26 protein-coding genes are annotated in these 21218 nt (G+C 62.1%); 9 read left to right on the top strand and 17 right to left on the bottom strand.

Annotated features, from left to right (window positions below):
• Positions 1-4: 4 nt before the first annotated feature.
• Positions 5-1285, top strand: coding sequence for a serine--tRNA ligase (serS, locus tag ACIO0C_RS28300; RefSeq protein ID WP_401317317.1), 1281 nt, complete (start codon positions 5-7; stop codon positions 1283-1285).
• The gene (gene cysG / locus ACIO0C_RS28305; RefSeq protein ID WP_401317320.1) at positions 1286-2680 is read left to right on the top strand and encodes a siroheme synthase CysG; all 1395 of its coding nucleotides are present in this window, start codon (positions 1286-1288) and stop codon (positions 2678-2680) included. It begins immediately after the preceding gene.
• 133 nt (positions 2681-2813) lie between these two features.
• Here cysG and ACIO0C_RS28310 read toward each other — a convergent pair whose 3' ends face one another.
• The 9 genes from ACIO0C_RS28310 to ACIO0C_RS28350 form a co-directional block, all read right to left on the bottom strand.
• Positions 2814-3812, bottom strand: a complete 999-nt coding sequence (locus tag ACIO0C_RS28310) for a glutathione S-transferase family protein (RefSeq protein WP_401317322.1) — start codon at positions 3810-3812, stop codon at positions 2814-2816.
• A gap of 90 nt (positions 3813-3902) precedes the next feature.
• The gene (locus ACIO0C_RS28315) at positions 3903-4904 is read right to left on the bottom strand and encodes a glycosyl transferase family protein (protein ID WP_401317324.1); all 1002 of its coding nucleotides are present in this window, start codon (positions 4902-4904) and stop codon (positions 3903-3905) included.
• The gene (locus ACIO0C_RS28320) at positions 4901-5236 is read right to left on the bottom strand and encodes a TusE/DsrC/DsvC family sulfur relay protein (RefSeq protein WP_008062047.1); all 336 of its coding nucleotides are present in this window, start codon (positions 5234-5236) and stop codon (positions 4901-4903) included. Before ACIO0C_RS28320 ends, ACIO0C_RS28315 begins: the two co-directional genes overlap by 4 nt.
• On the bottom strand, positions 5233-5526 hold the full coding sequence (gene tusB, locus ACIO0C_RS28325; protein ID WP_401317327.1) for a sulfurtransferase complex subunit TusB: 294 nt from the start codon (positions 5524-5526) through the stop codon (positions 5233-5235). The genes ACIO0C_RS28320 and tusB overlap by 4 nt, the downstream gene beginning before the upstream one ends.
• A complete protein-coding gene (tusC, locus tag ACIO0C_RS28330; RefSeq protein ID WP_401317329.1) occupies positions 5526-5888 on the bottom strand; it encodes a sulfurtransferase complex subunit TusC in 363 nt (120 codons plus the stop codon). Before tusC ends, tusB begins: the two co-directional genes overlap by 1 nt.
• A gap of 1 nt (position 5889) precedes the next feature.
• Positions 5890-6282: a sulfurtransferase complex subunit TusD gene (tusD, locus tag ACIO0C_RS28335; protein WP_008062056.1), complete on the bottom strand. Its 393-nt coding sequence runs from the start codon at positions 6280-6282 to the stop codon at positions 5890-5892.
• 198 nt (positions 6283-6480) lie between these two features.
• Positions 6481-7185: a YoaK family protein gene (locus tag ACIO0C_RS28340; RefSeq protein ID WP_401317332.1), complete on the bottom strand. Its 705-nt coding sequence runs from the start codon at positions 7183-7185 to the stop codon at positions 6481-6483.
• 24 nt (positions 7186-7209) lie between these two features.
• Positions 7210-7539 (bottom strand): DUF6388 family protein, encoded by a 330-nt coding sequence (locus ACIO0C_RS28345; RefSeq protein WP_401317335.1) that lies wholly within the window; start codon positions 7537-7539, stop codon positions 7210-7212.
• Positions 7540-7541: 2 nt separating this feature from the next.
• A complete protein-coding gene (locus ACIO0C_RS28350) occupies positions 7542-7808 on the bottom strand; it encodes a hypothetical protein (RefSeq protein WP_008064345.1) in 267 nt (88 codons plus the stop codon).
• 148 nt (positions 7809-7956) lie between these two features.
• On the opposite strand from ACIO0C_RS28350, the gene ACIO0C_RS28355 reads away from it, so the two are divergent.
• On the top strand, positions 7957-8307 hold the full coding sequence (locus ACIO0C_RS28355; protein ID WP_401317338.1) for a hypothetical protein: 351 nt from the start codon (positions 7957-7959) through the stop codon (positions 8305-8307).
• Between the two features lie 103 nt (positions 8308-8410).
• On the opposite strand, the gene ACIO0C_RS28360 is transcribed toward ACIO0C_RS28355, so the two are convergent.
• Positions 8411-8836, bottom strand: coding sequence for a GNAT family N-acetyltransferase (locus ACIO0C_RS28360; RefSeq protein WP_401317340.1), 426 nt, complete (start codon positions 8834-8836; stop codon positions 8411-8413).
• Positions 8837-8981: 145 nt separating this feature from the next.
• On the opposite strand from ACIO0C_RS28360, the gene ACIO0C_RS28365 reads away from it, so the two are divergent.
• Entirely contained in the window at positions 8982-9419 is a 438-nt protein-coding gene (locus tag ACIO0C_RS28365; RefSeq protein WP_401317342.1) for a hemerythrin domain-containing protein, read from the top strand.
• A 12-nt stretch (positions 9420-9431) separates the two neighbouring features.
• Here the strand turns inward: ACIO0C_RS28365 and ACIO0C_RS28370 are convergent, their stop codons facing one another.
• The gene (locus ACIO0C_RS28370) at positions 9432-9944 is read right to left on the bottom strand and encodes a methylated-DNA--[protein]-cysteine S-methyltransferase (protein ID WP_401317344.1); all 513 of its coding nucleotides are present in this window, start codon (positions 9942-9944) and stop codon (positions 9432-9434) included.
• Between the two features lie 136 nt (positions 9945-10080).
• Between ACIO0C_RS28370 and ggt the strand changes: the two genes are divergently transcribed.
• Both ggt and ACIO0C_RS28380 read left to right on the top strand, forming a co-directional pair.
• Positions 10081-11808, top strand: a complete 1728-nt coding sequence (ggt, locus tag ACIO0C_RS28375) for a gamma-glutamyltransferase (RefSeq protein WP_401317347.1) — start codon at positions 10081-10083, stop codon at positions 11806-11808.
• Between the two features lie 63 nt (positions 11809-11871).
• Positions 11872-12405, top strand: coding sequence for a cysteine hydrolase family protein (locus tag ACIO0C_RS28380; RefSeq protein ID WP_401317349.1), 534 nt, complete (start codon positions 11872-11874; stop codon positions 12403-12405).
• Positions 12406-12444: 39 nt separating this feature from the next.
• Here ACIO0C_RS28380 and ACIO0C_RS28385 read toward each other — a convergent pair whose 3' ends face one another.
• Positions 12445-13350, bottom strand: a complete 906-nt coding sequence (locus ACIO0C_RS28385) for a LysR family transcriptional regulator (protein ID WP_401317351.1) — start codon at positions 13348-13350, stop codon at positions 12445-12447.
• A gap of 199 nt (positions 13351-13549) precedes the next feature.
• On the opposite strand from ACIO0C_RS28385, the gene ACIO0C_RS28390 reads away from it, so the two are divergent.
• From ACIO0C_RS28390 to ACIO0C_RS28400, 3 genes are all read left to right on the top strand, one after another.
• Positions 13550-15049: a purine-cytosine permease family protein gene (locus ACIO0C_RS28390; protein ID WP_401317353.1), complete on the top strand. Its 1500-nt coding sequence runs from the start codon at positions 13550-13552 to the stop codon at positions 15047-15049.
• Positions 15046-15927: a nitrilase-related carbon-nitrogen hydrolase gene (locus tag ACIO0C_RS28395; RefSeq protein WP_401317355.1), complete on the top strand. Its 882-nt coding sequence runs from the start codon at positions 15046-15048 to the stop codon at positions 15925-15927. Before ACIO0C_RS28390 ends, ACIO0C_RS28395 begins: the two co-directional genes overlap by 4 nt.
• Before the next feature lie 103 nt (positions 15928-16030).
• A complete protein-coding gene (locus ACIO0C_RS28400) occupies positions 16031-17134 on the top strand; it encodes a sterol desaturase family protein (RefSeq protein WP_401317357.1) in 1104 nt (367 codons plus the stop codon).
• On the opposite strand, the gene ACIO0C_RS28405 is transcribed toward ACIO0C_RS28400, so the two are convergent.
• From ACIO0C_RS28405 to ACIO0C_RS28425, 5 genes are all read right to left on the bottom strand, one after another.
• Positions 17037-17759, bottom strand: a complete 723-nt coding sequence (locus ACIO0C_RS28405) for a L,D-transpeptidase (RefSeq protein ID WP_401317359.1) — start codon at positions 17757-17759, stop codon at positions 17037-17039. The two genes, ACIO0C_RS28400 and ACIO0C_RS28405, sit on opposite strands and share 98 nt — an antisense overlap.
• On the bottom strand, positions 17756-18517 hold the full coding sequence (locus tag ACIO0C_RS28410; RefSeq protein ID WP_401317362.1) for a M15 family metallopeptidase: 762 nt from the start codon (positions 18515-18517) through the stop codon (positions 17756-17758). Before ACIO0C_RS28410 ends, ACIO0C_RS28405 begins: the two co-directional genes overlap by 4 nt.
• A gap of 38 nt (positions 18518-18555) precedes the next feature.
• On the bottom strand, positions 18556-19509 hold the full coding sequence (lipA, locus tag ACIO0C_RS28415) for a lipoyl synthase (protein ID WP_401317365.1): 954 nt from the start codon (positions 19507-19509) through the stop codon (positions 18556-18558).
• A 116-nt stretch (positions 19510-19625) separates the two neighbouring features.
• Positions 19626-20882, bottom strand: coding sequence for a serine hydroxymethyltransferase (gene glyA / locus ACIO0C_RS28420; RefSeq protein ID WP_401317368.1), 1257 nt, complete (start codon positions 20880-20882; stop codon positions 19626-19628).
• A 130-nt stretch (positions 20883-21012) separates the two neighbouring features.
• Positions 21013-21218 (bottom strand): hypothetical protein (locus tag ACIO0C_RS28425; RefSeq protein ID WP_401317372.1); only part of this gene is annotated, 206 nt, incomplete at its 5' end.

Here is a 21218-nt window from a genome sequence, read left to right on the forward strand (position 1 = left end):
CGACATGCTCGATTCCAAACTGTTACGTAGCAACCTTCAGGACGTAGCGGACCGCCTGGCATCCCGTGGCTTTACCCTGGATGTCGCGCGCATCGAAGCGCTGGAAGAACAGCGCAAGACCGTCCAGACCCGCACCGAAGCCCTGCAGGCTGAACGTAACGCGCGCTCCAAATCCATCGGTCAGGCCAAGCAGCGCGGCGAAGACATCGCGCCGTTGATGGCCGACGTCGAGCGCATGGCGGGCGAATTGGGTGCCGGTAAAACCGAGCTGGACGCGATCCAGACCGAGCTGGACTCGATCGTGCTGGGTATCCCCAACCTGCCGCACGAATCGGTGCCGATCGGCGACGACGAAGACGGCAACGTCGAAGTGCGCCGCTGGGGCACGCCGACCGCATTCGATTTCCCGGTGCAGGACCACGTTGCCTTGGGCGAAAAATTCGGCTGGCTGGATTTCGAAACCGCCGCCAAGTTGTCCGGCGCCCGATTCGCCTTGCTGCGCGGCCCGATCGCCCGCCTGCACCGCGCCCTGGCGCAGTTCATGATCAACCTGCACGTCACCGAGCACGGCTACGAAGAGGCTTACACGCCTTATCTGGTCCAGGCCCCGGCGCTGCAAGGCACCGGTCAGCTGCCGAAATTCGAAGAAGACCTGTTCAAGATCGCGCGCGAAGGCGAAGCCGACCTGTACCTGATCCCGACCGCCGAAGTGTCGCTGACCAACATCGTCGCCGGCGAAATCGTCGATTCGAAACTGCTGCCGATCAAGTTCGTTGCCCACACGCCTTGCTTCCGCAGTGAAGCCGGTGCATCCGGTCGCGACACCCGTGGCATGATCCGCCAGCACCAGTTCGACAAGGTCGAGATGGTGCAGATCGTCGAGCCGTCGACTTCGATGCAAGCGCTGGAAGGCCTGACCGCCAACGCCGAGAAAGTCCTGCAACTGCTGGAATTGCCTTACCGTACCATCGCCCTGTGCACCGGCGACATGGGCTTCAGCGCGGTCAAGACCTACGACCTGGAAGTGTGGATTCCGAGCCAGGACAAATACCGCGAAATCTCGTCGTGCTCCAACTGCGGCGACTTCCAGGCCCGCCGCATGCAGGCGCGCTTCCGCAACCCGGAAACCGGCAAGCCGGAACTGGTGCACACCCTGAACGGTTCCGGCCTGGCGGTCGGTCGTACCCTGGTGGCGGTGCTGGAAAACTACCAGCAGGCCGACGGTTCGATCCGTGTGCCTGAGGTGCTCAAGCCGTACATGGGTGGCCTTGAGGTCATCGGCTAAATGAACTATCTGCCGCTGTTCCATAACCTTCGCGGCAGTCGTGTGTTGGTCGTCGGTGGGGGGGAGATTGCCTTGCGCAAATCCCGCCTGCTGGCCGACGCCGGTGCGCTGCTGCGGGTGGTCGCACCTGAAATCGAAACGCAACTGCGCGAACTGGTCACCGCCAGCGCTGGTGAGTGCCTGACGCGCGGTTACGTCGAGGCGGATCTGGACGGTTGCGCGCTGATCATTGCCGCCACCGACGACGAAGCGCTCAATGCTCAAGTGTCCGCTGATGCACACCGGCGTTGTGTGCCGGTCAATGTGGTGGACGCGCCGGCCTTGTGCAGCGTGATCTTCCCGGCCATCGTCGACCGTTCGCCGCTGATCATTGCCGTGTCCAGCGGTGGCGATGCGCCGGTGCTGGCACGTTTGATCCGCGCCAAGATCGAAACCTGGATTCCTTCGACCTACGGTCAACTGGCTGGCCTGGCGGCGGGTTTCCGTCATCAGGTGAAGAAGCTGTTCCCGGACGTGCAGCAACGCCGCGCGTTCTGGGAAGACGTGTTCCAGGGCCCGATTGCCGACCGGCAACTGGCCGGGCAGGGTGGTGAAGCCGAGCGTTTGCTGCAGGCGAAAATCGCTGGAGAAGCGCCGGTGGCCACCGGTGAGGTGTATCTGGTGGGCGCAGGTCCCGGTGATCCGGACCTGCTGACTTTCCGTGCCCTGCGCCTGATGCAGCAAGCCGACGTGGTGCTGTACGACCGCTTGGTTGCGCCAGCGATTCTCGAGTTGTGCCGGCGCGATGCCGAGCGCGTCTACGTTGGCAAGCGCCGCGCCGATCACGCCGTGCCACAGGACCAGATCAACCAGCAATTGGTCGACCTGGCGAAGCAGGGCAAGCGTGTGGTGCGGTTGAAGGGCGGCGATCCGTTCATCTTCGGCCGTGGCGGTGAAGAGATTGAAGAACTGGCGGCCCATGGCATCCCGTTCCAGGTCGTCCCGGGCATCACGGCGGCCAGCGGTTGCGCGGCCTATGCCGGAATTCCGCTGACTCACCGTGATTACGCGCAGTCGGTGCGGTTCATTACCGGTCACCTGAAGGACGGTTCCACTGATCTGCCTTGGGCCGACCTGGTCGCGCCAGCGCAGACCCTGGTGTTCTACATGGGGTTGGTGGGCTTGCCGAGCATCTGCGAACAGTTGATCAAGCATGGTCGCGGGGCCGATACCCCGGCGGCGTTGATCCAGCAGGGCACCACGGTCAATCAGCGGGTGTTTACCGGCACGCTGGCGGACTTGCCACGGCTGGTGGCGGAGCATGAAGTGCATGCACCGACGCTGGTGATCGTTGGGGAAGTGGTGCAACTGCGCGAGAAACTGGCGTGGTTTGAAGGGGCTCAATCACAAGTCTGAGCCTGCGCGTGACACCCATCGCTGGCAAGCCAGCTCCCACAGGGATTTGTGTGATGCTTGAGATAGCAGCTTCACCAAAGAACCTGTGGGAGCTGGCTTGCCAGCGATGAGGCTCTAACACCCTGCACAAAACTCAGGCTTTGCGCCAAACCCCTTTCCCGCTCAACCGCTCCCGATCATGGGCCGCGGTGAAATCCTGCTGCGGCCCTTTGGGGACGATCCCCGTCGGGTTGATGGTCTTGTGGCTGCCGTAGTAGTGGTTTTTGATGTGTTCGAAATCCACCGTCCCGGCAATCCCCGGCCACTGATAGATCTCCCGCAACCAGTTCGACAGGTTCGGATAATCGGCAATACGCTTCAGGTTGCACTTGAAGTGACCGTAATACACCGCGTCGAAACGAATCAGCGTGGTGAACAGGCGGATGTCCGCTTCGGTCAGGTACTCGCCGGTCAGGTAACGGTTGGCACTTAACAACTGCTCCAGCCGACCCAGTTCTGCGAACAGTTCATCGAAGGCTTCTTCATAAGCGGATTGCGAGGTGGCAAACCCGGCGCGGTACACGCCGTTATTCACTGCCGGATAGATCCGCTCGTTCAGCGCGTCAATCTCGCCGCGCAACGGTGCCGGATAGAAATCCAGGTCATTGCCGGTCAGCTCATCGAAGGCGCCATTGAACATGCGGATGATTTCCGCCGACTCATTGTTGACGATGCGCTTTTGATGTTTGTCCCACAGCACCGGCACCGTGACGCGGCCGGAGTAGTCGGTGGTATCGGCGGTGTAGCGCTGGTGCATGAAGTCAAAGTGATCGAGCTTGTCGCCGGTGGAGCCGTGGGACTTGTCGAACGTCCAGCCGTTCTCCAGCATCAGGTAGCTGACCACCGACACATCGATCAGGCTTTCCAGGCCCTTGAGTTTGCGCAGGATCAGCGTGCGATGGGCCCAGGGACAGGCGAGGGACACGTAGAGGTGATAGCGACCAGGCGTAGCGGCAAAACCACCGATGCCACTGGGGCCGGGTAGGCCGCCAGCGGTGACCCAGTTACGACGCTGCGCCTGTTCACGCTGGAACGTGCCGTCCTTGCTTTCGTACCATTTGTCCTGCCAGCGACCTTCAACTAACAAACCCATGTCCGAGACTCCTCAACCGATAAGCGTTGGAGAAGAGTCTATGCTGATAGGTTCGATAAAATAGCGCAAAGTTTGCCGGGTTATAATCGACTAAATCGATTTATCCCGCGCGTCCCAGAATTTCTCGGCGGTCTCGAACGCCTGCTCGCGGCTCTGGCCGAGGCCGCGCAGCGCCAGGGCCATGGTCGAGATCAGGGCCATTTGCGGGTAGCTGTCCACCACATCGCCGCGCCATACGGCCTTGAGATGCGCAGGTTCCAGGCTGGCGGGCTTGACGTGGCGCTGGCTCGACAGTTGCGGCCACTCCTCATCCCAGCTCTCGCCGCCGGTGGTGCCGTACAAGTGGCTGTCGGCGTCCGGGTTGATCTCGATCTCGCCGCCATCGCCCTTGACCACGATCGCGGTGTCGCCAAGCAAGCCGCTGGCATCGCGATGCACCGCCTGGTAACCGGGGTGGAAGATGCTTTGCAAGCCGCAACGGGCGCCCAGCGGGTTGAGAATGCGCGCCAGCGAGTGGATCGGCGAGCGCAGGCCGAGGGTGTTGCGCAGGTCGATCATGCGTTGCAGTTGCGGCGCCCAGTCCACCAACGGCATGAAGGCCAGGCCGCCGTTGTCCAGCGCCACGCCCACTTGCTGCCAGTCGCGGCACAACGGGATGTTCAGCTCATCGAGCAATTGTTCACTGTAGAGCCTCCCTGTGGTGTGCGCGCCGCCGCCGTGCATGAACACCCGCACGCCGTTTTGCGCCAGGCACTTGGCCGCCAGCAGGTACCACGGCAGATGCCGCTTCTTGCCGGCATAGGTCGGCCAGTCGAGGTCGACCGTCAATGCCGGCGCTTGCAAGCGTTCGCGCAGGGCCTCGGTAAAGCCGGCCATTTCCTGCGCGCTTTCTTCCTTGTGGCGCAACAGCATCAGGAAGGCGCCGAGCTGGGTGTCCTCGACCTTGTCGTCGAGCACCATGCCCATGGCGGCGCGGGCTTCTTCACGCGTCAGGTCGCGGGCGCCACGCTTGCCTTTGCCGAGGATGCGCACGAATTGGGCGAACGGGTGCTCGGCAGGCGTTTGGAGGGTCAACGCTGGGTAGTCGGTCATAAGCAATTCGTCGGTTTGGGCAGGCCCGCCAGTTTCGCGGCGAGTTTGGCAGGGGTGCCTTTGAACAGTCGGTTCAGGTGCAGGCTGTTGCCTTTGTCCGGGCCGAGTTTCAATGCGGTGTACTTGATCAGCGGCCGGGTGGCCGGCGACAACTGGAATTCAGCGTAGAAGCTGCGCAGCAGTTCGAGGATTTCCCAGTGCTCGGGGCTCAACTCGATGTCCTCGGCGGCGGCCAGCGCACTGGCGACGTCCGCCGACCAGTCACTGAGCTCCAGCAGAAAACCGTCCTTGTCCAGCTCGATGGCGCGTGCGCCGACCGTCAATACATTCATAGCCAGCTGTTGACCTTGTCGTGGTGGATCGATAGTTCGACGAAGGCCGGATAATCGACAGCCGTTGCCCAGTCCGGAACATCGATAGCCCGGGCCTGGGCATCTTCGGCCAGAACGTAGAGGGTCAGGCCGCGCGTATTCAGCGCGGTGAAAGGTGCGGTGCCCGGCTGCAGGGCATAGGCCGCGTCACCGCACAGCAGCAGCGCGTCGTGAGTACCGATCACGCGCAGGCAACTGTTCAGGCGGTCGTCGCCGAACGGAGAATGAGACAACACATGCAAAGTCGACATCAGAGGGTGATCACCTGGTCGTAACGGTCAATGAGTGCAGTGATTTCGTGGGCGGCCAACACGCGGGCTTCCGCAAGCGACAGGGCGCCTTGGTCCAGGCCACGTTCGGCGGCGCTGTCGGCACAGACAAACAGCTCTTCGACGCCGAACATCGGCAGTGCCTGCAGGTTGGCGCTCAGGTCCTTCTGTTGCAGTGCCTTGGCGTTCTGACGGGTAGCGAGCTGGAACACGCCGTCGTCGAGGAACAGCAGGCCGATCGGCAGATCAAAGGCACCGCCCGCCAGGACGATGTCCAGCGCTTCCCGCGCACCCGGACCGGACCAGGGCGACTGGCGGCTGATGATCAGCAAGGATTTGGCCATTTCACGCACCTCCGAAGCAGATCAGGCGGTCCGCGTCTTGCACCGCGTCATGCAACTGGCCGAGCCCGGACAATTCCCACGGCGCGCCGACGGCGACAGCCTCGCGCTGGTAGCGCTTGGCTTCTTCCTCGTTCAACACCCCACGGCGCAAGGCGGCGGCGATGCACACCACGCCATCGAGTTGGTTTTCGCCGACGAAGGTGCGCCATTGTTTGGGCACATCCAGCTCGTCCTGGGGCGTGACCACGCTGCTGGAGGCGTTGTACACGCCATCCTGGTAGAAAAACAGCCGGACGATCTCATGCCCACCGGCGAGCAGCGCCTGGGCGAACAGCAAGGCGCGGCGCGAGGAGGGCGCATGGGCGGCGGAAAATACGGCGATGGCGAACTTCATGGCGAACTCGATCAGCGAAACTGCGGCCATGATAAAGCTTTATCGGCGCAGGGGCTAAATCGATGTCGCCTGGGCGGGCCCCTTCGCTGGCAAGCCAGCTCCTACAGGAAATGAGTCGAGCACAAAATTGCAGATCGCCACACATCAACTGTAGGAGCTGGCTTGCCAGCGAAGAGGCCCGCACAGGCAGCACAAAACTCAGCGCGGCATATACCCCAACTGCCAACGCCGCGGGATCTTCAGCGACAACAGCCCCAGCGCAGCCGCCAGCACGCCGCTGGCAAACAGCGCCTTGAGCCCGAAATGATGTTCCAGCACCGCACCCAGTACCGCGCCGGCAAACATGCCGGTCCAGGGGATCAGTTGCACGCGCCAGCCATTACGGCGCTCGCCGAGCATCCAGCGCCCCAGTCCGCGGCCGAAGCGCGACAGGGCGCCGGTGACATAAGTCAGGCCGACCGGCAGGCCGTTGACCTCTTCCACGGCGGCATTGAGCATGCCCATGGCGATGATGGCCGCCAGCAGGGCGGGCAGCTGCGAGTCATAGGGCCAGGCTGCGGCGGCGCATAGCAGGGCGGCAATGCACAACAGCAAGGGCAGTGGCCGACGCCCGGTCAGGCGGCCGACGATAATGCCCAGTGCGTTGCCGACGATGAAGGTGGCGACGAGGATCACCAGGCGCAGGGTCAACCCCGGGTCGCCGTCACTGATGGCGACGGCCATCCGCGTGGTGTTGCCGCTCATGAACGAGACGAAGTCGCCGCTGGCCATGAAACCGATCGCATCGGTCATGCCGGCCAGCACCGAGAACATGGCCACCAGGCTCAGGCCGATACGCCCTCGCCATTTATGCGTGTGCAGGTGTCCGGGGCTGGCGTGGGTCTTCGAGGGGGTGGGCAGCATCGATGCAGGGATCCTTCGGCAGGGTTACGGTTCTATCCCGTACAGGTCGCAATATTCCAGCCAGTCCATGCCGGCCATTTCCGCGACTTCCCGGTGCACTTCCAGGCGCTGGGCCTGGTAGTCCTCAGGTGTGGCGGCGGTCAGTTGCAGTGTCAGCTCCCAGGCAAACAAACCGAGGCGCTCGGCTTCGGCTTCAAAGGCCTCGTGCAAACGCTCATCGCGAAACTGCTCGAGGGTTTCGCCCTTGGCCTGGGCCAGAAGCGGGTTGAGGTGGTCGAGCTCGTCGCGCAGTTCGGGACGTACGTCGAGAAACTTTGCCAGTGCCTGTTCGTGTTGCTGCTCGGGTGCCGCCATGGTCACTCCTTGGGAACGGATGACGCAGATTGCTTCTTGCTGGCCTTGGCCGCTGCCGCCAGGCACTCGAGGGCAAACTGTTCGGTATAGGTCATCTGGATCGGTGTGGTTTGGCCCTTGACGGTTCTTTCGCCCTCAAGGATGTAGCGAATCCGCTTGTCGGTGACGCCGATTCGCTTGGCGATCCAGGAAGGTGTCTGACCGATCTGGCTGATCAGCTTGTCGGCATATTCAGTGGTCGGTTTGTAAAACTCGGCGTTGGGTGTCATGGGGCTTCCAGTGAAAATTGCGATACAGCGCGATTGGCGCAACAGGGTGCGCGAATCGTCACGCGATGTCGCGGGTTAAATGAAGTAAAGCAGAACGATACGCGCTGCCACGGTGATACAGTCCGCTTTTTCCTGATGAGTGAATGCAATGCGAATTCTGATGGTGGCGCTGGCCGCTGCCTTGCTGGCGGGATGCGCGGGCTCGGCGATGAACGATGCTCGTACCAAGGCCCCGTACAAGACCCTGAACTCCGACAAGCCGGCCAAGGACGTCGCCCAGTGCGTGCAGTTTTCCTGGCAGGACGAAGGGGTGTTCGGCGTTGATGCTGCCGCGTACCTGGAGCAGGGAGAAAAGGGCAGCACCACCGTCTACACCCGCTCGGCGGAATCCTTTGTCGACGTGACCACCGATGCCTCGGGCACAGTATTGAGCTACTACGCGCAGCAGGACGACTTTGTCGCCAAGCGCCGCCTGGCGGCACTGGCGACCTGTCTCTGATCTGACGTTGTCCCCCCTTGTAGGAGCCCGGCTTGCCGGCGAAGGCGTTTACGAAATCGCGTTCGCCGGCAAGCCGGGCTCCTACAGGGTTTTGCGGTGTGGATCAGTAGTCCAGGCGCTTCTGGAAGAAGAAATGCTTGTACCCCGGCGGGTAGTCGGCGATGTGGCCGATCTCGCTGTAACCGCATTTGCGGTAGAACTCCGGTGCCTGGAATTCAAAGGTATCGAGCCACAATCCGACGCACTTTCTCTCTCGCGCCAGGTCTTCGGCCATCTGCATCAGCCTGGTGCCCATGCCCTGTCCCCGGGCCTGCTCCGGTACCGATAGCAGGTCGATGAACATCCACTGGTAAAACAGCCTGGCGTAAAGGCCGCCGAGGATCACATCGTGTTCGTCTCGTACCAGCAGGGCAATCTGCTCGGGTACGGCGCCGTCGGCCTTCGAGGCATTGTAGGCGCGCAGCGGCAGCAGGATGGCCTGGCGCTCTTCTTCCGTGGGGGTGGGCGAGAACTCTATTCGCAGGTTCATGGCTATGTCCTTATGGCAGTGAATCGGCAGCCTATCGCGGTTGCCGCGATTGTTCCATGACCCCCGGCGAGTGGAACCGTCGCCAATGCGCAGATGTCACTTGTTGTGACGCGCCATTCCCGAGTGCGACCGATGAGGACATTCCGTGAATATTTTCGAAGCCTTGCGCGAAAGCCACGAGCGCCAGCGTACCTACGCCAAAGCCCTGATCCGCACCAGCGGCGATACCCCTGAGCGCGTCGACGCATACAAGCAGCTCAAGTCGGAACTGCAGGCTCACGAAACCGCTGAAGAACGGCATTTCTACATCCCGCTGATGGAGTTCGACAATGGCGTCGACCTCAGCCGCCATGCGATCGCCGAGCATCACGAGATGGATGAAATGATGGAAGAACTGGACGGCACCGAGATGTCCAGCCCGGCGTGGCTGGCGACCGCGAAGAAGCTGTCGGAGAAGGTTCATCACCATCTCGAGGAAGAAGAGCAGAAGTTCTTCCAGATGGCCGGCAAGTTGCTTGACGACAAGCAGAAACAGTCGCTGGCGACTCAGTATGAAAAGGAATACAAGGCGCAGCTTGCTTGAGGAATGCAGGAGCTAGAAGCCTGGGAGGCGCGCGGTTCCGGGCCAACGCCCGCCTTCCAGCGTGAGCAACTTCTGCTTCGCCTCCAACCCCCCGGCAAACCCGGTCAATTGCCCCGACGCGCCAATCACCCGATGGCAGGGCGCGATGATCGAAATCGGATTCCTGCCATTGGCCGCACCCACCGCCCGCACCGCGCTCGGGTTGCCGATCTGCTCGGCGATCTGGCTGTAGCTGCGGGTCTGGCCGAAAGGAATGGTCAGCAAGGCCATCCAGACCTTCTTCTGGAATTCCGTCCCGGCAAAATCAAGGTCGAGTTCAAAAGTCTGGCGTGTGCCGGCGAAGTATTCGCCCAGCTGTTGCGCGGTGCGTAGCAAAACCGGGGTGTCCGGCGCTTCGATCATCGGGCCGAGGCGCACTCGGCCCGGTTTGTCATTTTCCCAGAGGATGGCCGCCAGACGTGAATCGTTGGCCACCAGCTTCAGCTCGCCGACCGGTGACGCCAGGGTGATGTAGGTGTAGGTCATGCCGCGAGCATCGCCGAATTGCTGAACAGGTGTTAAGCATACTGCCTTGCCGGGGAGGCGCAATACGCAATCCCGACCATACTGCCTACTGCTCTTGAAGCGTTTTCCTACTTTAAAACAAAAAAGAGACCGACTCATGAAGTACGAACCTTTTGCCAAATCGCTGATGGCGACGTCGTTGGCGCTCAGCTGCCTGATGGCCCATGCGGCCTCTGTGGCCCCGGTCGCGGCCGAAAACGGCATGGTGGTCACCGCCCAGCATTTGGCCAGCCATGTAGGCGTGGATGTGCTGAAAAATGGCGGCAACGCGGTCGACGCCGCGGTTGCAGTGGGGTATGCGCTGGCGGTGGTGTATCCCGCGGCCGGTAACCTGGGTGGCGGCGGTTTCATGACCATTCAACTGGCGGACGGTCGCAAGACCTTCCTCGACTTCCGCGAAAAAGCCCCGCTGGCCGCCACCGCCGACATGTACCTGGACAAGGCGGGCAACGTCATCCCCGACCTGAGCACCCGCGGGCATCTGGCCGTCGGCGTGCCGGGCACCGTGTCCGGCATGGAGCTGGCGCTGTCCAAATACGGCACCAAGCCGCGCAACGAAGTGATCGCCCCGGCGATCAAGCTGGCTGAAGACGGGTTCGTGCTGGAGCAGGGCGATGTCGAGTTGCTGGAGTACGCCACCGACGTGTTCAAGAAGGACATCAAGGATTCCGGCGCGATCTTCCTGAGCAATGGCGAGCCGATGCAGGTCGGGCAGAAGCTGGTGCAGAAGGACCTGGGCAAAACCCTGCGGGAAATCTCCGATAAAGGCGCCGACGGTTTCTACAAGGGTTGGGTCGCCGACGCCATCGTCACCTCCAGCCAGGCCAACAAGGGCATCATCACCCAGGCCGACCTCGACAAGTACAAGACCCGCGAACTGGCGCCCATCGAGTGCGACTACCGCGGCTACCATGTGGTTTCGGCGCCACCACCGAGCTCCGGTGGGGTGGTGATCTGCCAGATCATGAACATCCTCGAAGGCTATCCGATGAAGGATCTGGGCTACCACTCGGCCCAGGGCATGCACTACCAGATCGAAGCGATGCGTCACGCCTATGTGGACCGCAACAGCTACCTGGGCGACCCGGACTTCGTGAAAAACCCGATCGCGCATCTGCTCGACAAAAACTACGCGACCAAGCTGCGCGAAGCCATCCAGCCGCAGAAGGCCGGCATCTCCAAGGATCTCAAGCCCGGCGTGGCGCCCCATGAAGGCAGCAACACCACCCATTACTCCATCGTCGACAAATGGGGCAACGCGGTGTCGGTGACCTACACCCTCAACGACTGGTTCGGTGCAGGTGTCATGGCCAGCAAGACCGGGGTCATCCTCAACGACGAAATGGACGACTTCACCTCGAAAATCGGCGTGCCGAACATGTACGGCCTGGTGCAGGGCGAGGCCAACGCCATCGCGCCCGGCAAGGCGCCGCTGTCTTCCATGAGCCCGACCATCGTCACCAAGGACGGCAAGGTAGTGATGGTGGTCGGCACCCCCGGCGGCAGCCGCATCATCACTGCGACCCTGCTGACCATGCTCAACGTGATCGACTACGGCATGAACATTCAGGAAGCGGTCGATGCGCCGCGTTTCCACCAGCAATGGCTGCCGGAGGAAACCAACCTGGAGACCTTCACCACCAGCCCCGACACGGTGAAGATCCTCGAAAGCTGGGGCCACAAGTTTGCCGGTCCCCAGGATGCCAACCACCTGGCGGCGATCCTGGTGGGCGCGCCGTCGCTGGAGGGCAAGCCGGTGGGCAAGAACCGTTTCTACGGGGCCAACGATCCGCGGCGTAATACCGGGTTGTCGCTCGGTTACTGACGATTGTGTTTGAATGGGGGGCGCACGCGTCCCCCGATTTTTCAACTCATCAAGGAAGGGATCATGACCACCGCACTGTTAATCATCGACGTTCAGCAGGCCCTGTGCTCCGGCGAGTACGAGTGCTTCGAGATCCAGCGCGTCATCGAAACGATCAATGGCCTCAGTACCCGGGCGAGAAAAGCCGGCGTTGCGGTGGTGCTGGTCCAGCACGAAGAAGAGGGCGACCTGTTGAAGCACGGCGCCCCGGGCTGGCAACTGGCCAAAGGGTTGCTCACTTCACCTGACGATCATCGCGTACGTAAAACCACCGGCGATTCGTTCTATCAGACCAACCTGCAGAAACTGGTGCCGGTGTCAGACTACGACCGCCTGGTCATCTGTGGCCTGCAAACCGATTACTGCGTGAATGCAACCCTGCGCCAGGCGCATCAACTGGGCTACGACGTGGTGCTGGCCGCCGACGCGCATTCCACCGTCGACAATGGCAATACCACGGCCGAAGACATCATTGCCGAACACAACAAGGATTGGGCCGACCTGAGCGGTTCGGTGGCGCGGATCGACGTGGTCCCGGCTGCTGAAATCCGCTTCTGATAACACCACAGTCCCCTGTAGGAGCGAGCCTGCTCGCTCCTACAAAGGCGAGCCGAAGATATCGATCAGCTCATTGAGGAACGCACTGACCAGATCCCGCTGCCGCGCCGAATGCCGCACCGCCGCGTGGAAGCCGACCTCGTAGCGCAGCAACTGCGGATTGAGCGGATGCAACTGCCCGAGCTGTTCATGCCGGGCCGCATAATGCTGCGGCAGGAAGCCCAGGTGTTGGCCGGACAGGATCAGCAAGGCGGCCCCGTCCATGCTGTCGGTGAGCACGGTCAGGCGTTCGATCGAGGTCGGCGCCGGCATTTCCGGCAAGGGGTGGCTCGGCCAGACCCAGTCATGGTGGCTGACATCCTCGCGGGTCAGCGCACCGACCTGCCCGAACAGCGGGTGTGACGGCGCGCAATAAGCGATCTGGGTTTCCTGGAACAACGGGAAGTAGTCGATATTGGGCAAGCGATGCCAGAAATAACCGATCGCCAGATCGATATGGCCATTGATGGTTTTTTCTTCCAGCAGCGACGACGACAGCTCGGTGAAGTGAAAGTACAAACCCTCGTGCCGAGCCCGCAGGCGGGCAATGGCCAAACCGATTTTCGTATTTGCCACCGGGTCGATCTGCCCCAGCAGGCCGACGTTGATGTTGCCCGATACCTTGCGGTTGATGTGCTGCACCTCAACCCTGAAGCCCTCGGCGGCGGCCAGTAACCGGCGCGCCGCCTCGACGAACTGACCGCCCTTGGGCGTTACGGAAAATCCGCCACGACCGCGTTCGCACAGGCGGAAACCCACCCGTGCCTCCAGCGTCGCCAGTTGTGCGCTGATGGTCGGTTGCGTGGTGTTGAGGGCGGTTTGCGCCGCCGAAATCCCGCCGGCCTCGACCACCGTGAGAAATACCCGGATCAGGCGCAGATCCAGCTCCGTTACAGTTCCAAGCATGGGGGCTCCCGTGGCTCGATTACATTGACGCCGATCTATGTGAACAGTGCGCCGTGGATATTTTAAGGCGCAGGCCAACGCCATACATTGCAGGGAAACCAGGGTCATCGTCAGCTTTTTCTGGAGTTTCACCTGATCCGGATGGCGAATCGACCGCTGCGCTCAAAACAAAAACAATCAACTGCATAGGAATCATCGTATGTCAGGGTCTCCACTTTCTGCGCACGCCGCCGAGGCGAGCAGCGGGTTGGCCATCGAAGGCCACTCGATCGATTACATCCCGGAAAACGAACGCCATGCCAAACTCAGCAGCCAGGGGCCGTTCTGGTTCCTCGGCAACTTCCACTTTTTCACCATCTCCATCGGTTTCGTCGGCCCCAGCCTGGGCTTGTCGGCGCTGTGGACCCTGCTGGCCGGCGCGCTGGGCATCATGTTCGGCACGATCTTCATGGCCTTTCACGGCTCGCAAGGTCCGGAAATGGGCCTGCCGCAGATGATCCAGTCCCGTGCCCAGTTCGGCTATCGAGGGGTGATCCTGGCGTTGATGGCGACGATGTTCGTATTCGTCGGCTTCAACGTGGTGAACGTCTCGCTGATCATGAACGGGCTGGAGCATGTGTTCGGCATCGACCCGACCATCGTCGCCGTGACCGTGGTGCTGATCGGCGCGCTGCTGTCGATCTACGGCCACGACCTGATGCACAAAGCCTTCAAGTGGGCGCTGCTGGCGACGCTGCCGCTGTATGCCCTGGTCACCATCGCACTGATGTTCGGCGCGGGTTCCGAAGGCGTCACGCCGGCCACCGACCTGGGTTTCAGCTGGATCGCCTTCGCCACCCTGTTCGCCATTGGCGCCAGCTACAACATTTCCTATGCGCCCTACGTCTCCGACTATTCCCGCTACCTGCCGAAAAACACCAGCCGGCCGAAACTGATCGCGGCGATATTCGTCGGCGCCTCGTTGTCGGGCAGCTGGATGATCGGCCTCGGTGCCTGGCTCGCCCAGGAACTGAAAGCGGTGGACGCGTTGGTGGCGCTGAACCAGGTGGGTTCCTCGATGATTCCCGGGCTGGGCAATCTGCTGGTGGTGGTGTCGGTGGCGGGCTTTCTGCCGATCATTGCGCTGAACACCTACAGTGCCATGCTGACGTTGCTGACCGGTGTCGATTCGATCAGCAAGATCACCCCGACACCCCGCGCCCGGGTGCTGTCGATCAGCGCCATCAGCGTCATCCTGTTGACCTGCGTGCTGTCGATCAAGGGTGACGGTATCGCGCTGCTGAACACCTTCCTTGTGTTGTTGTTGTACTTCCTCGTGCCCTGGACCGCCGTCAACCTGGTGGACTATTTCTTCGTGCGCAAGGGTCGCTACGCGATCCCGCATTTCTTCTCGCCGAAGGGCATCTACGGCGCCTGGCAATTTCGCGGCATCGTGGCCTACCTGATCGGCTTTGCCGCCATGGTGCCGTTCTTCTACATCTTTGACGCCGCCGCCGGCAAAGAAGTCTTCGTCGGACCGCTGGCGAGGGTGCTCGAAGGCGTGGACATCGCCTGGCTGGTGGGCCTGCTGGTTTCGGGCCTGACCTATTACCTGCTCAGCCGCTCCCTCGACCTGGCCGCCGAGCGCCGGGTCATCGAGGCAATCAGTGAAAACGAGATTATCGCCATGACCCATTCATCCACGGAGTCGGTGCGTTGAACATGGCAAAGAATATCCGGGTCGCCTGCTGCCAATTGGCGCCGAAAATCGGCGACCTCGCGTACAACCGCACGCTCACCGAACGCGCGATCCGCTCGGCGGCCCTGCAGGGTGCCCAGGTTGTGGTGTTGCCGGAACTGGTGCAGAGCGGCTACCTGTTTGCCGACCGCGCGGAAGCACTGGCCCTCGCGGAAACAGCCGAGGGTCCGACCTTGCACCTGTGGCAGGCGCTGGCCAGTGAATTGAACATCGTCATCGTCGGCGGATTCTGCGAGCGTCTGGCCGGGGATGAGCTGGCCAACAGCGCGGCACTGATCGATGCCCGGGGTTTGCGCGCGGTGTACCGCAAGGCGCACCTGTGGGATGCGGAGAAAGAAGTTTTCACAGCCGGCACTGCCGCGCCGCCGGTGATCGAAACGGTCCACGGACGCATCGGCATGCTGATCTGCTACGACCTGGAGTTTCCCGAATGGGTGCGCCTGCCAGCGCTGGCCGGTGCGGACCTGCTCTGTGCGCCGGTCAATTGGCCCGACGGCCCGCGACCGCAGACCGAGCGCCCGGCGGAAGTCTTGCGGGTGCAGGCCAATGCCTCGGTCAACCGCATGTTCATCGCCGCCTGTGACCGCCATGGCTTTGAGCGCGGAGTGAGTTGGGTGCAAGGTTCGGTGATCGTCGACGCCGACGGTTATCCATTGGCCGGTCCGGCGGAGCAGGGTGGCGAGCAGATGCTGCTGGCCACCCTGAACCTGGCCGAGGCACGCAACAAGCGCATCAGTGAGCGCAACGACCTGCACCGGGACCGGCGGCCGCAGTTGTATGGCTTGAGCAGTGAAGTGACGCCTGGTCCTGAGGTTGCCGAAATCCCAAGACCTGAATAAGATACATCCGCAATAATGTCCCGCAGGAGCCGGCCGTGTTCCTGCGACACGCGTTTTTCCATCCCACACACAACGCTCTACTTTCAGCAGGGGGCAGCCTTTCATGGATGTTCTCGCACTGATCGAGCAATACCTGTCCAGGTGGGTGATTGCGCCTGTCAGCAACCAATTCCTCGGGCTCTTCGACCTCAATGGCCGTCTCTGTGTCGCCTTTCTTTTCACTTCCTACGCCGTTGCCTACGGCTTGTTCCGCTGGCGTCAAGCTCGCGGGCTGACGGACGCGCACAGCTTCTGGCAATTCATCGGCGGCAACCGTGTGCATTTTCATCCTTCGGCGCTGCTCGATTACCGCTACTACTTCGTGCGCGCGATCCTCAAGGTCGTGCTGGTGGTGCCCATCGTCGGGCTAGTGGACCCCTATGTGTTGCGTTCCGGTGACTACATCCGCTTTTTCATTCAGCTGTGGGGGGCACGGGTGCAGATCGAGGAGCACCTGACCCTGACCTTGCTCTATGGCCTGGGCGTTTTCTTGCTGCAGGACTTCATCCATTACTGGACCCACCGCGCTTACCATTCGCGCTACCTGTGGGCGTTCCACAAAGTCCATCATTCGGCGACGGTGCTGGTCCCGGCCACGGCCAGTCGGGTGCATTTCCTCGAGAAAGTGGTCGAGCGGTTGACTGACCTTGTGTTCATCAGCGCCTTTGCCGGACTCTTCTGGTACGCCTGTGGCGGGGAGATCAGCCGCTACACGTTGTTCGGGGTGACCTACATGGTGTTCATCTTCAATGCCTTGGCGGCCAATCTGCGCCATAGCCATGTCTGGCTGTCCTTCGGGCCTGTGGTCGAGCATGTGCTGAACAGCCCGGCCCAGCACCAGGTCCACCACAGCGATGCGCCGCGGCACTTCAACAAGAACTTCGGGGTCAACCTGTCACTCTGGGACTGGATGTTCGGCACGCTGTACGTCACCCAAACGCAACCGGAGCCCATCCGCTTCGGCACCTGCGAAGCGGATCATGGACGTTACCTGACCGTCTACAGCCTGATCATCACGCCCTTTGTCGAAACGCTGGGCAAGATCCGCCTGGCCAGGCGCTCGCTTGCGGTCAGCGCGCAGGCAGGTTCCAGCGTTCGCGCAACTGCTCGTACTGCGTCTCGGGCAGTTGCACCAGCCGCGGGGACTGGCGTGGGTCCAGCCAACTGAGCAGGCGTGCGATATCCATCGGGTCCATCGCGGTGCAGCCCCGCGTCGGTAGTGTGGGACCACGCCAGATGTGGAAGAAAATGCAGGAACCGGCGGCGGGGGATGCGGGTGTGTTGTGCTCGATGAATATGCCCTGGCGGTACAAGTCATCATTGCGACGCATGCGTTCAGAGCTGTTCCAGTCTTGGGCCATCGTGGCGCCGTCGACCAGTTCGTTGTAATGAGCGGACCGGCTGTCATCCACGCATTCGATGGTCGAGGTCAGTGCGAGGTAGGGCAGGCGCGTTTCAGCTGAAACGTCGTAGCCAAAAGCGCTGCCCAGCTTGAACATCCCGGCTGGCGCCTTTCCATCGCCTTCCTGTTTCACCGGCCCCTCAAGTGGCCGAGTGTCGAGCAGTCCCTTGCCCCAGCCCATGCCGTTTTTTCCCAGCACGACGGCAAACGGCGCTTCGACTTTCTGGAAGCTATCCCCGTGCCGCTCGTAACGTTGGGCGCTGCCCTGGATGTCATCCCAGTGCTTGCTGGTGACCACGATCAACTGGCCACTTGCTTCGAGCCCTTGGGCTATCGCGGCACAGGGCAGCAGCAGGATCAGCAGCGCGCAGATTCTGTCAAGCCTGTTCATGGCGCCAGCGGGGTGATGGGGAAGTTCATGACGCTGTTCAACGTCGCATCCCGGGTATAGGTGAAGTGCCACCACTCGGCGGAGTAACCGGTGAATCCCTCCTGCGCCATGGCGCGGGTCAGTCGCTGGCGATTTTCCATGGCCGTCGTCGTGATCGACGTCGAATCGGTATGGGCGCGCTCGTCGAAGCAATCGAAACCGGTGCCCATGTCGACTGCGCCGTCGTGCCAACGCTGACCATAAGGCGCCGTGCAGTCGACGGGCGTGGCGGATGGCGTCCAGGTGTCGGCGGGCAGGGCGCCCGGTCCCGTCATGCTCAGGTCGACGGTACCGCCTTTGGAGTGATTGGAGACGCGCGCCACATAGCCCAGGCGCCAGAAGTCCTGCTTGTCCACCCGTGGGTAGAACTCGGCCTTGCGCGGGTCGCCCGGCTCGGTGGCGAAGCGCCCCATGTCCGCGACCGCGCGGCTGGGGCGATAGCAATCGAATACCTTCAAGCCGTAGCCTTGCGCCTGCAGTGCCGTTTGTACGCGGGACAAAGCTTTGGCGGCATCCTGCGACAGCAAGCACTCGGGCGCTTCGTAACCCTCGAGCGGGTGCCCGGTGAAATTGTGGGCGCTGGCATAACGAATGTCCTGTTCGATACCCGGATCAATCGTGCGTAAATACACCATGTGCCCGGGCCTGGGCTCGGCAGCGGCGACACCCGACAAGGCGAGACTCAGGATCGGGAGCAATGTTCGAACGACAAATGGCATCGGGTCGGGCCTGCGTAATGGCATGACAAGTCACTTCATCATGGCTTGAAATTGGCGGCACCTCCATGAAGTTGTTGGTCGGCGTGATAGGACGAGCGCACCAATGGCCCGGACGCGACGTTCTTGAACCCCATCCGCGAGCCTTCCTCGGCGAACCAGGCAAACACGTCCGGGTGCACGAAACGCTGGACCGGCAAGTGGCTGCGCGACGGTTGCAGGTACTGGCCGAGGGTGAGCATGTCGACATCGTGCTCGCGCAAGCGCTGCATGACTTCGATCACTTCCTCGTCGGTTTCGCCAAGGCCCAGCATCAGCCCGGACTTGGTGGGAACCCGCGGCACCCGCTGCTTGAAATTCTGCAGCAGATCCAGCGACCACTCGAAATCCGAGCCGGGTCGTGCGGCCTTGTACAGGCGCGGGACGGTTTCCAGGTTGTGGTTGAACACATCCGGCGGCTCAAGGGCGGTGATCGCCAGGGCGACGTCCATTCGGCCACGGTAATCCGGTACCAGGGTTTCCAGTTGAATGCCCGGCGACAGCTTGCGGATCTCGCGCAGGCAGTCGACGAAGTGTTGGGCGCCACCGTCGCGCAAATCGTCGCGGTCCACCGAGGTAATCACCACGTATTTGAGGCGCAGTTCGGCGATGGCCACGGCGAGGTTAGTCGGTTCCTCCACGTCCAGCGGTTTCGGACGCCCGTGGCCGACATCGCAGAACGGACAGCGACGGGTGCAGATGTCACCCATGATCATGAACGTCGCGGTGCCCCCGGAAAAACACTCGCCCAGGTTCGGGCACGAGGCTTCCTCGCAGACACTGTGCAGCTTGTGTTTGCGCAGCAGTTGCTTGATTCGGTCGACCTCGGGGGAGGTTGGCATGCGTACCCGGATCCAGTCGGGTTTGCGCGGGAGCTCCTCGGTGGGGATGATTTTCACTGGAATCCGCGCGACTTTTTCCGCGCCGCGCAGTTTGGTGCCGACTTCAACGCTCATATTCTTTCCTTGTGTACACGGAATTGTAGGAGCTGGCTTGCCAGCGAAGCTTTTAGCGGCTTTGAGGGCCCCTTCGCTGGCAAGCCAGCTCCTACAAAGGGTTTTGTGTTGTGCGATCAGTCGCGGTACACCGGGAAATCCGCACACAGAGCGGCAGCCTGGCGGGCGACCTCGGCCTCGACATCGGCATCGCCGAGATGATCGAGGATGTCGCAGATCCAGCCGGCCAGCTCGATGCTCTGGGCTTGCTTGAACCCGCGGCTGGTGATCGCCGGCGTACCGATGCGCAGGCCTGAGGTCACGAACGGCGACTGCGGGTCGTTGGGCACGGCGTTTTTGTTCACGGTGATGCCGGCACGGCCCAGGGCGGCGTCGGCGTCCTTGCCGGTCAGGCCCTGGCGGATCAGGCTGACCAGGAACAGGTGGTTGTCGGTGCCACCGGACACCACGTCATAACCCCGTTCGATAAAGACCTGCGCCATTGCCTGGGCGTTGCGGATCACCTGCGCCTGGTAGGTCTTGAACGCCGGCTCCAGGGCTTCCTTGAAGCACACGGCCTTGGCGGCGATCACATGCATCAGCGGGCCGCCCTGGCCGCCAGGGAATACGGCGGCGTTGAGCTTTTTCTCAAGTTCGGGGTTGGCCCTGGCCAGGATCAGGCCACCGCGCGGACCGCGCAGGGTCTTGTGGGTCGTGGTGGTGACCACGTCGGCGTAGGGCAGCGGGTTCGGGTACAGACCCGTGGCCACCAGCCCGGCGACGTGGGCCATGTCGACGAACAGATAGGCACCGACCTTGTCGGCGATCTGCCGAAAACGCGGGAAGTCCAGGGTCTTGGAGTAGGCGGAGAAGCCGGCGATGATCATTTTCGGCTGGTGCTCGACGGCCAGGCGTTCGACTTCGTCGTAGTCGATCAACCCGGTCGCGGTGTCGATGCCGTATTGCACGGCGTTATAGAGCTTGCCGGAGAAACTCACCTTGGCGCCGTGGGTCAAGTGACCGCCATGGGCCAGGCTCATGCCCAGCACCGTATCGCCAGCCTGCAGCAGCGCCAGGTACACCGCCGCGTTGGCCTGGCTGCCGGAGTGCGGCTGGACGTTGGCGTAGTCGGCGCCGAACAGTTGCCGGGCGCGGTCGATGGCCAGTTGCTCGACCACGTCGACGTGTTCGCAACCGCCGTAGTAGCGCTTGCCCGGATAACCTTCGGCGTACTTGTTGGTCAGGCCGCTGCCTTGCGCCTCCATGACCCGTTGGCTGGTGTAGTTCTCCGAAGCGATCAGCTCGATGTGGTGTTCCTGCCGCGCGTCCTCGGCGTTCATCGCTGCCAGCAGTTCGTCGTCGTAGCCTTTGATCTGGTCGTGTTTGCTGAACATGGTGAAGCCCTCTGTTGTTCTCGAAATAGGTTGACACCCTCTTGTAGGAGCTGGCTTGCCAGCGAAGGGGCCCTCAAGGCCGCTAAAAGCTTCGCTGGCAAGCCAGCTCCTACAGGGTTATGCGGTGTTTTCAGGCGTAGTCGGCGATGGATGGGCAGGCGCAGATCAGGTTGCGATCGCCGAAGACGTTGTCGACGCGACCTACGGGCGGCCAGTATTTGCTGTCGATCAAGGTGTCCAGCGGATAAACCGCCTGCTCACGGCTGTACGGGTGCGACCACTCGCCGACCAGCTCCGCCGCGGTATGCGGGGCGTTTTTCAGTGGGTTGTCGTCCT

Origin of the sequence: Pseudomonas sp. NPDC087336, assembly GCF_044744285.1 — a bacterium.
Lineage (GTDB): Bacteria > Pseudomonadota > Gammaproteobacteria > Pseudomonadales > Pseudomonadaceae > Aquipseudomonas.

What these genes read in the sequence shown, in the direction of transcription:
- serS (WP_401317317.1), top strand. Translation starts at nt 5, where the DNA reads ATGCTCGATTCCAAACTGTTACGTAGCAACCTTCAGGACGTAGCGGAC.
- cysG (WP_401317320.1), top strand. Translation starts at nt 1,286, where the DNA reads ATGAACTATCTGCCGCTGTTCCATAACCTTCGCGGCAGTCGTGTGTTG.
- ACIO0C_RS28310 (WP_401317322.1), bottom strand. Translation starts at nt 3,812, where the DNA reads ATGGGTTTGTTAGTTGAAGGTCGCTGGCAGGACAAATGGTACGAAAGC.
- ACIO0C_RS28315 (WP_401317324.1), bottom strand. Translation starts at nt 4,904, where the DNA reads ATGACCGACTACCCAGCGTTGACCCTCCAAACGCCTGCCGAGCACCCG.
- ACIO0C_RS28320 (WP_008062047.1), bottom strand. Translation starts at nt 5,236, where the DNA reads ATGAATGTATTGACGGTCGGCGCACGCGCCATCGAGCTGGACAAGGAC.
- tusB (WP_401317327.1), bottom strand. Translation starts at nt 5,526, where the DNA reads ATGTCGACTTTGCATGTGTTGTCTCATTCTCCGTTCGGCGACGACCGC.
- tusC (WP_401317329.1), bottom strand. Translation starts at nt 5,888, where the DNA reads ATGGCCAAATCCTTGCTGATCATCAGCCGCCAGTCGCCCTGGTCCGGT.
- tusD (WP_008062056.1), bottom strand. Translation starts at nt 6,282, where the DNA reads ATGAAGTTCGCCATCGCCGTATTTTCCGCCGCCCATGCGCCCTCCTCG.
- ACIO0C_RS28340 (WP_401317332.1), bottom strand. Translation starts at nt 7,185, where the DNA reads ATGCTGCCCACCCCCTCGAAGACCCACGCCAGCCCCGGACACCTGCAC.
- ACIO0C_RS28345 (WP_401317335.1), bottom strand. Translation starts at nt 7,539, where the DNA reads ATGGCGGCACCCGAGCAGCAACACGAACAGGCACTGGCAAAGTTTCTC.
- ACIO0C_RS28350 (WP_008064345.1), bottom strand. Translation starts at nt 7,808, where the DNA reads ATGACACCCAACGCCGAGTTTTACAAACCGACCACTGAATATGCCGAC.
- ACIO0C_RS28355 (WP_401317338.1), top strand. Translation starts at nt 7,957, where the DNA reads ATGCGAATTCTGATGGTGGCGCTGGCCGCTGCCTTGCTGGCGGGATGC.
- ACIO0C_RS28360 (WP_401317340.1), bottom strand. Translation starts at nt 8,836, where the DNA reads ATGAACCTGCGAATAGAGTTCTCGCCCACCCCCACGGAAGAAGAGCGC.
- ACIO0C_RS28370 (WP_401317344.1), bottom strand. Translation starts at nt 9,944, where the DNA reads ATGACCTACACCTACATCACCCTGGCGTCACCGGTCGGCGAGCTGAAG.
- ggt (WP_401317347.1), top strand. Translation starts at nt 10,081, where the DNA reads ATGAAGTACGAACCTTTTGCCAAATCGCTGATGGCGACGTCGTTGGCG.
- ACIO0C_RS28380 (WP_401317349.1), top strand. Translation starts at nt 11,872, where the DNA reads ATGACCACCGCACTGTTAATCATCGACGTTCAGCAGGCCCTGTGCTCC.
- ACIO0C_RS28385 (WP_401317351.1), bottom strand. Translation starts at nt 13,350, where the DNA reads ATGCTTGGAACTGTAACGGAGCTGGATCTGCGCCTGATCCGGGTATTT.
- ACIO0C_RS28390 (WP_401317353.1), top strand. Translation starts at nt 13,550, where the DNA reads ATGTCAGGGTCTCCACTTTCTGCGCACGCCGCCGAGGCGAGCAGCGGG.
- ACIO0C_RS28400 (WP_401317357.1), top strand. Translation starts at nt 16,031, where the DNA reads ATGGATGTTCTCGCACTGATCGAGCAATACCTGTCCAGGTGGGTGATT.
- ACIO0C_RS28405 (WP_401317359.1), bottom strand. Translation starts at nt 17,759, where the DNA reads ATGAACAGGCTTGACAGAATCTGCGCGCTGCTGATCCTGCTGCTGCCC.
- ACIO0C_RS28410 (WP_401317362.1), bottom strand. Translation starts at nt 18,517, where the DNA reads ATGCCATTTGTCGTTCGAACATTGCTCCCGATCCTGAGTCTCGCCTTG.
- lipA (WP_401317365.1), bottom strand. Translation starts at nt 19,509, where the DNA reads ATGAGCGTTGAAGTCGGCACCAAACTGCGCGGCGCGGAAAAAGTCGCG.
- glyA (WP_401317368.1), bottom strand. Translation starts at nt 20,882, where the DNA reads ATGTTCAGCAAACACGACCAGATCAAAGGCTACGACGACGAACTGCTG.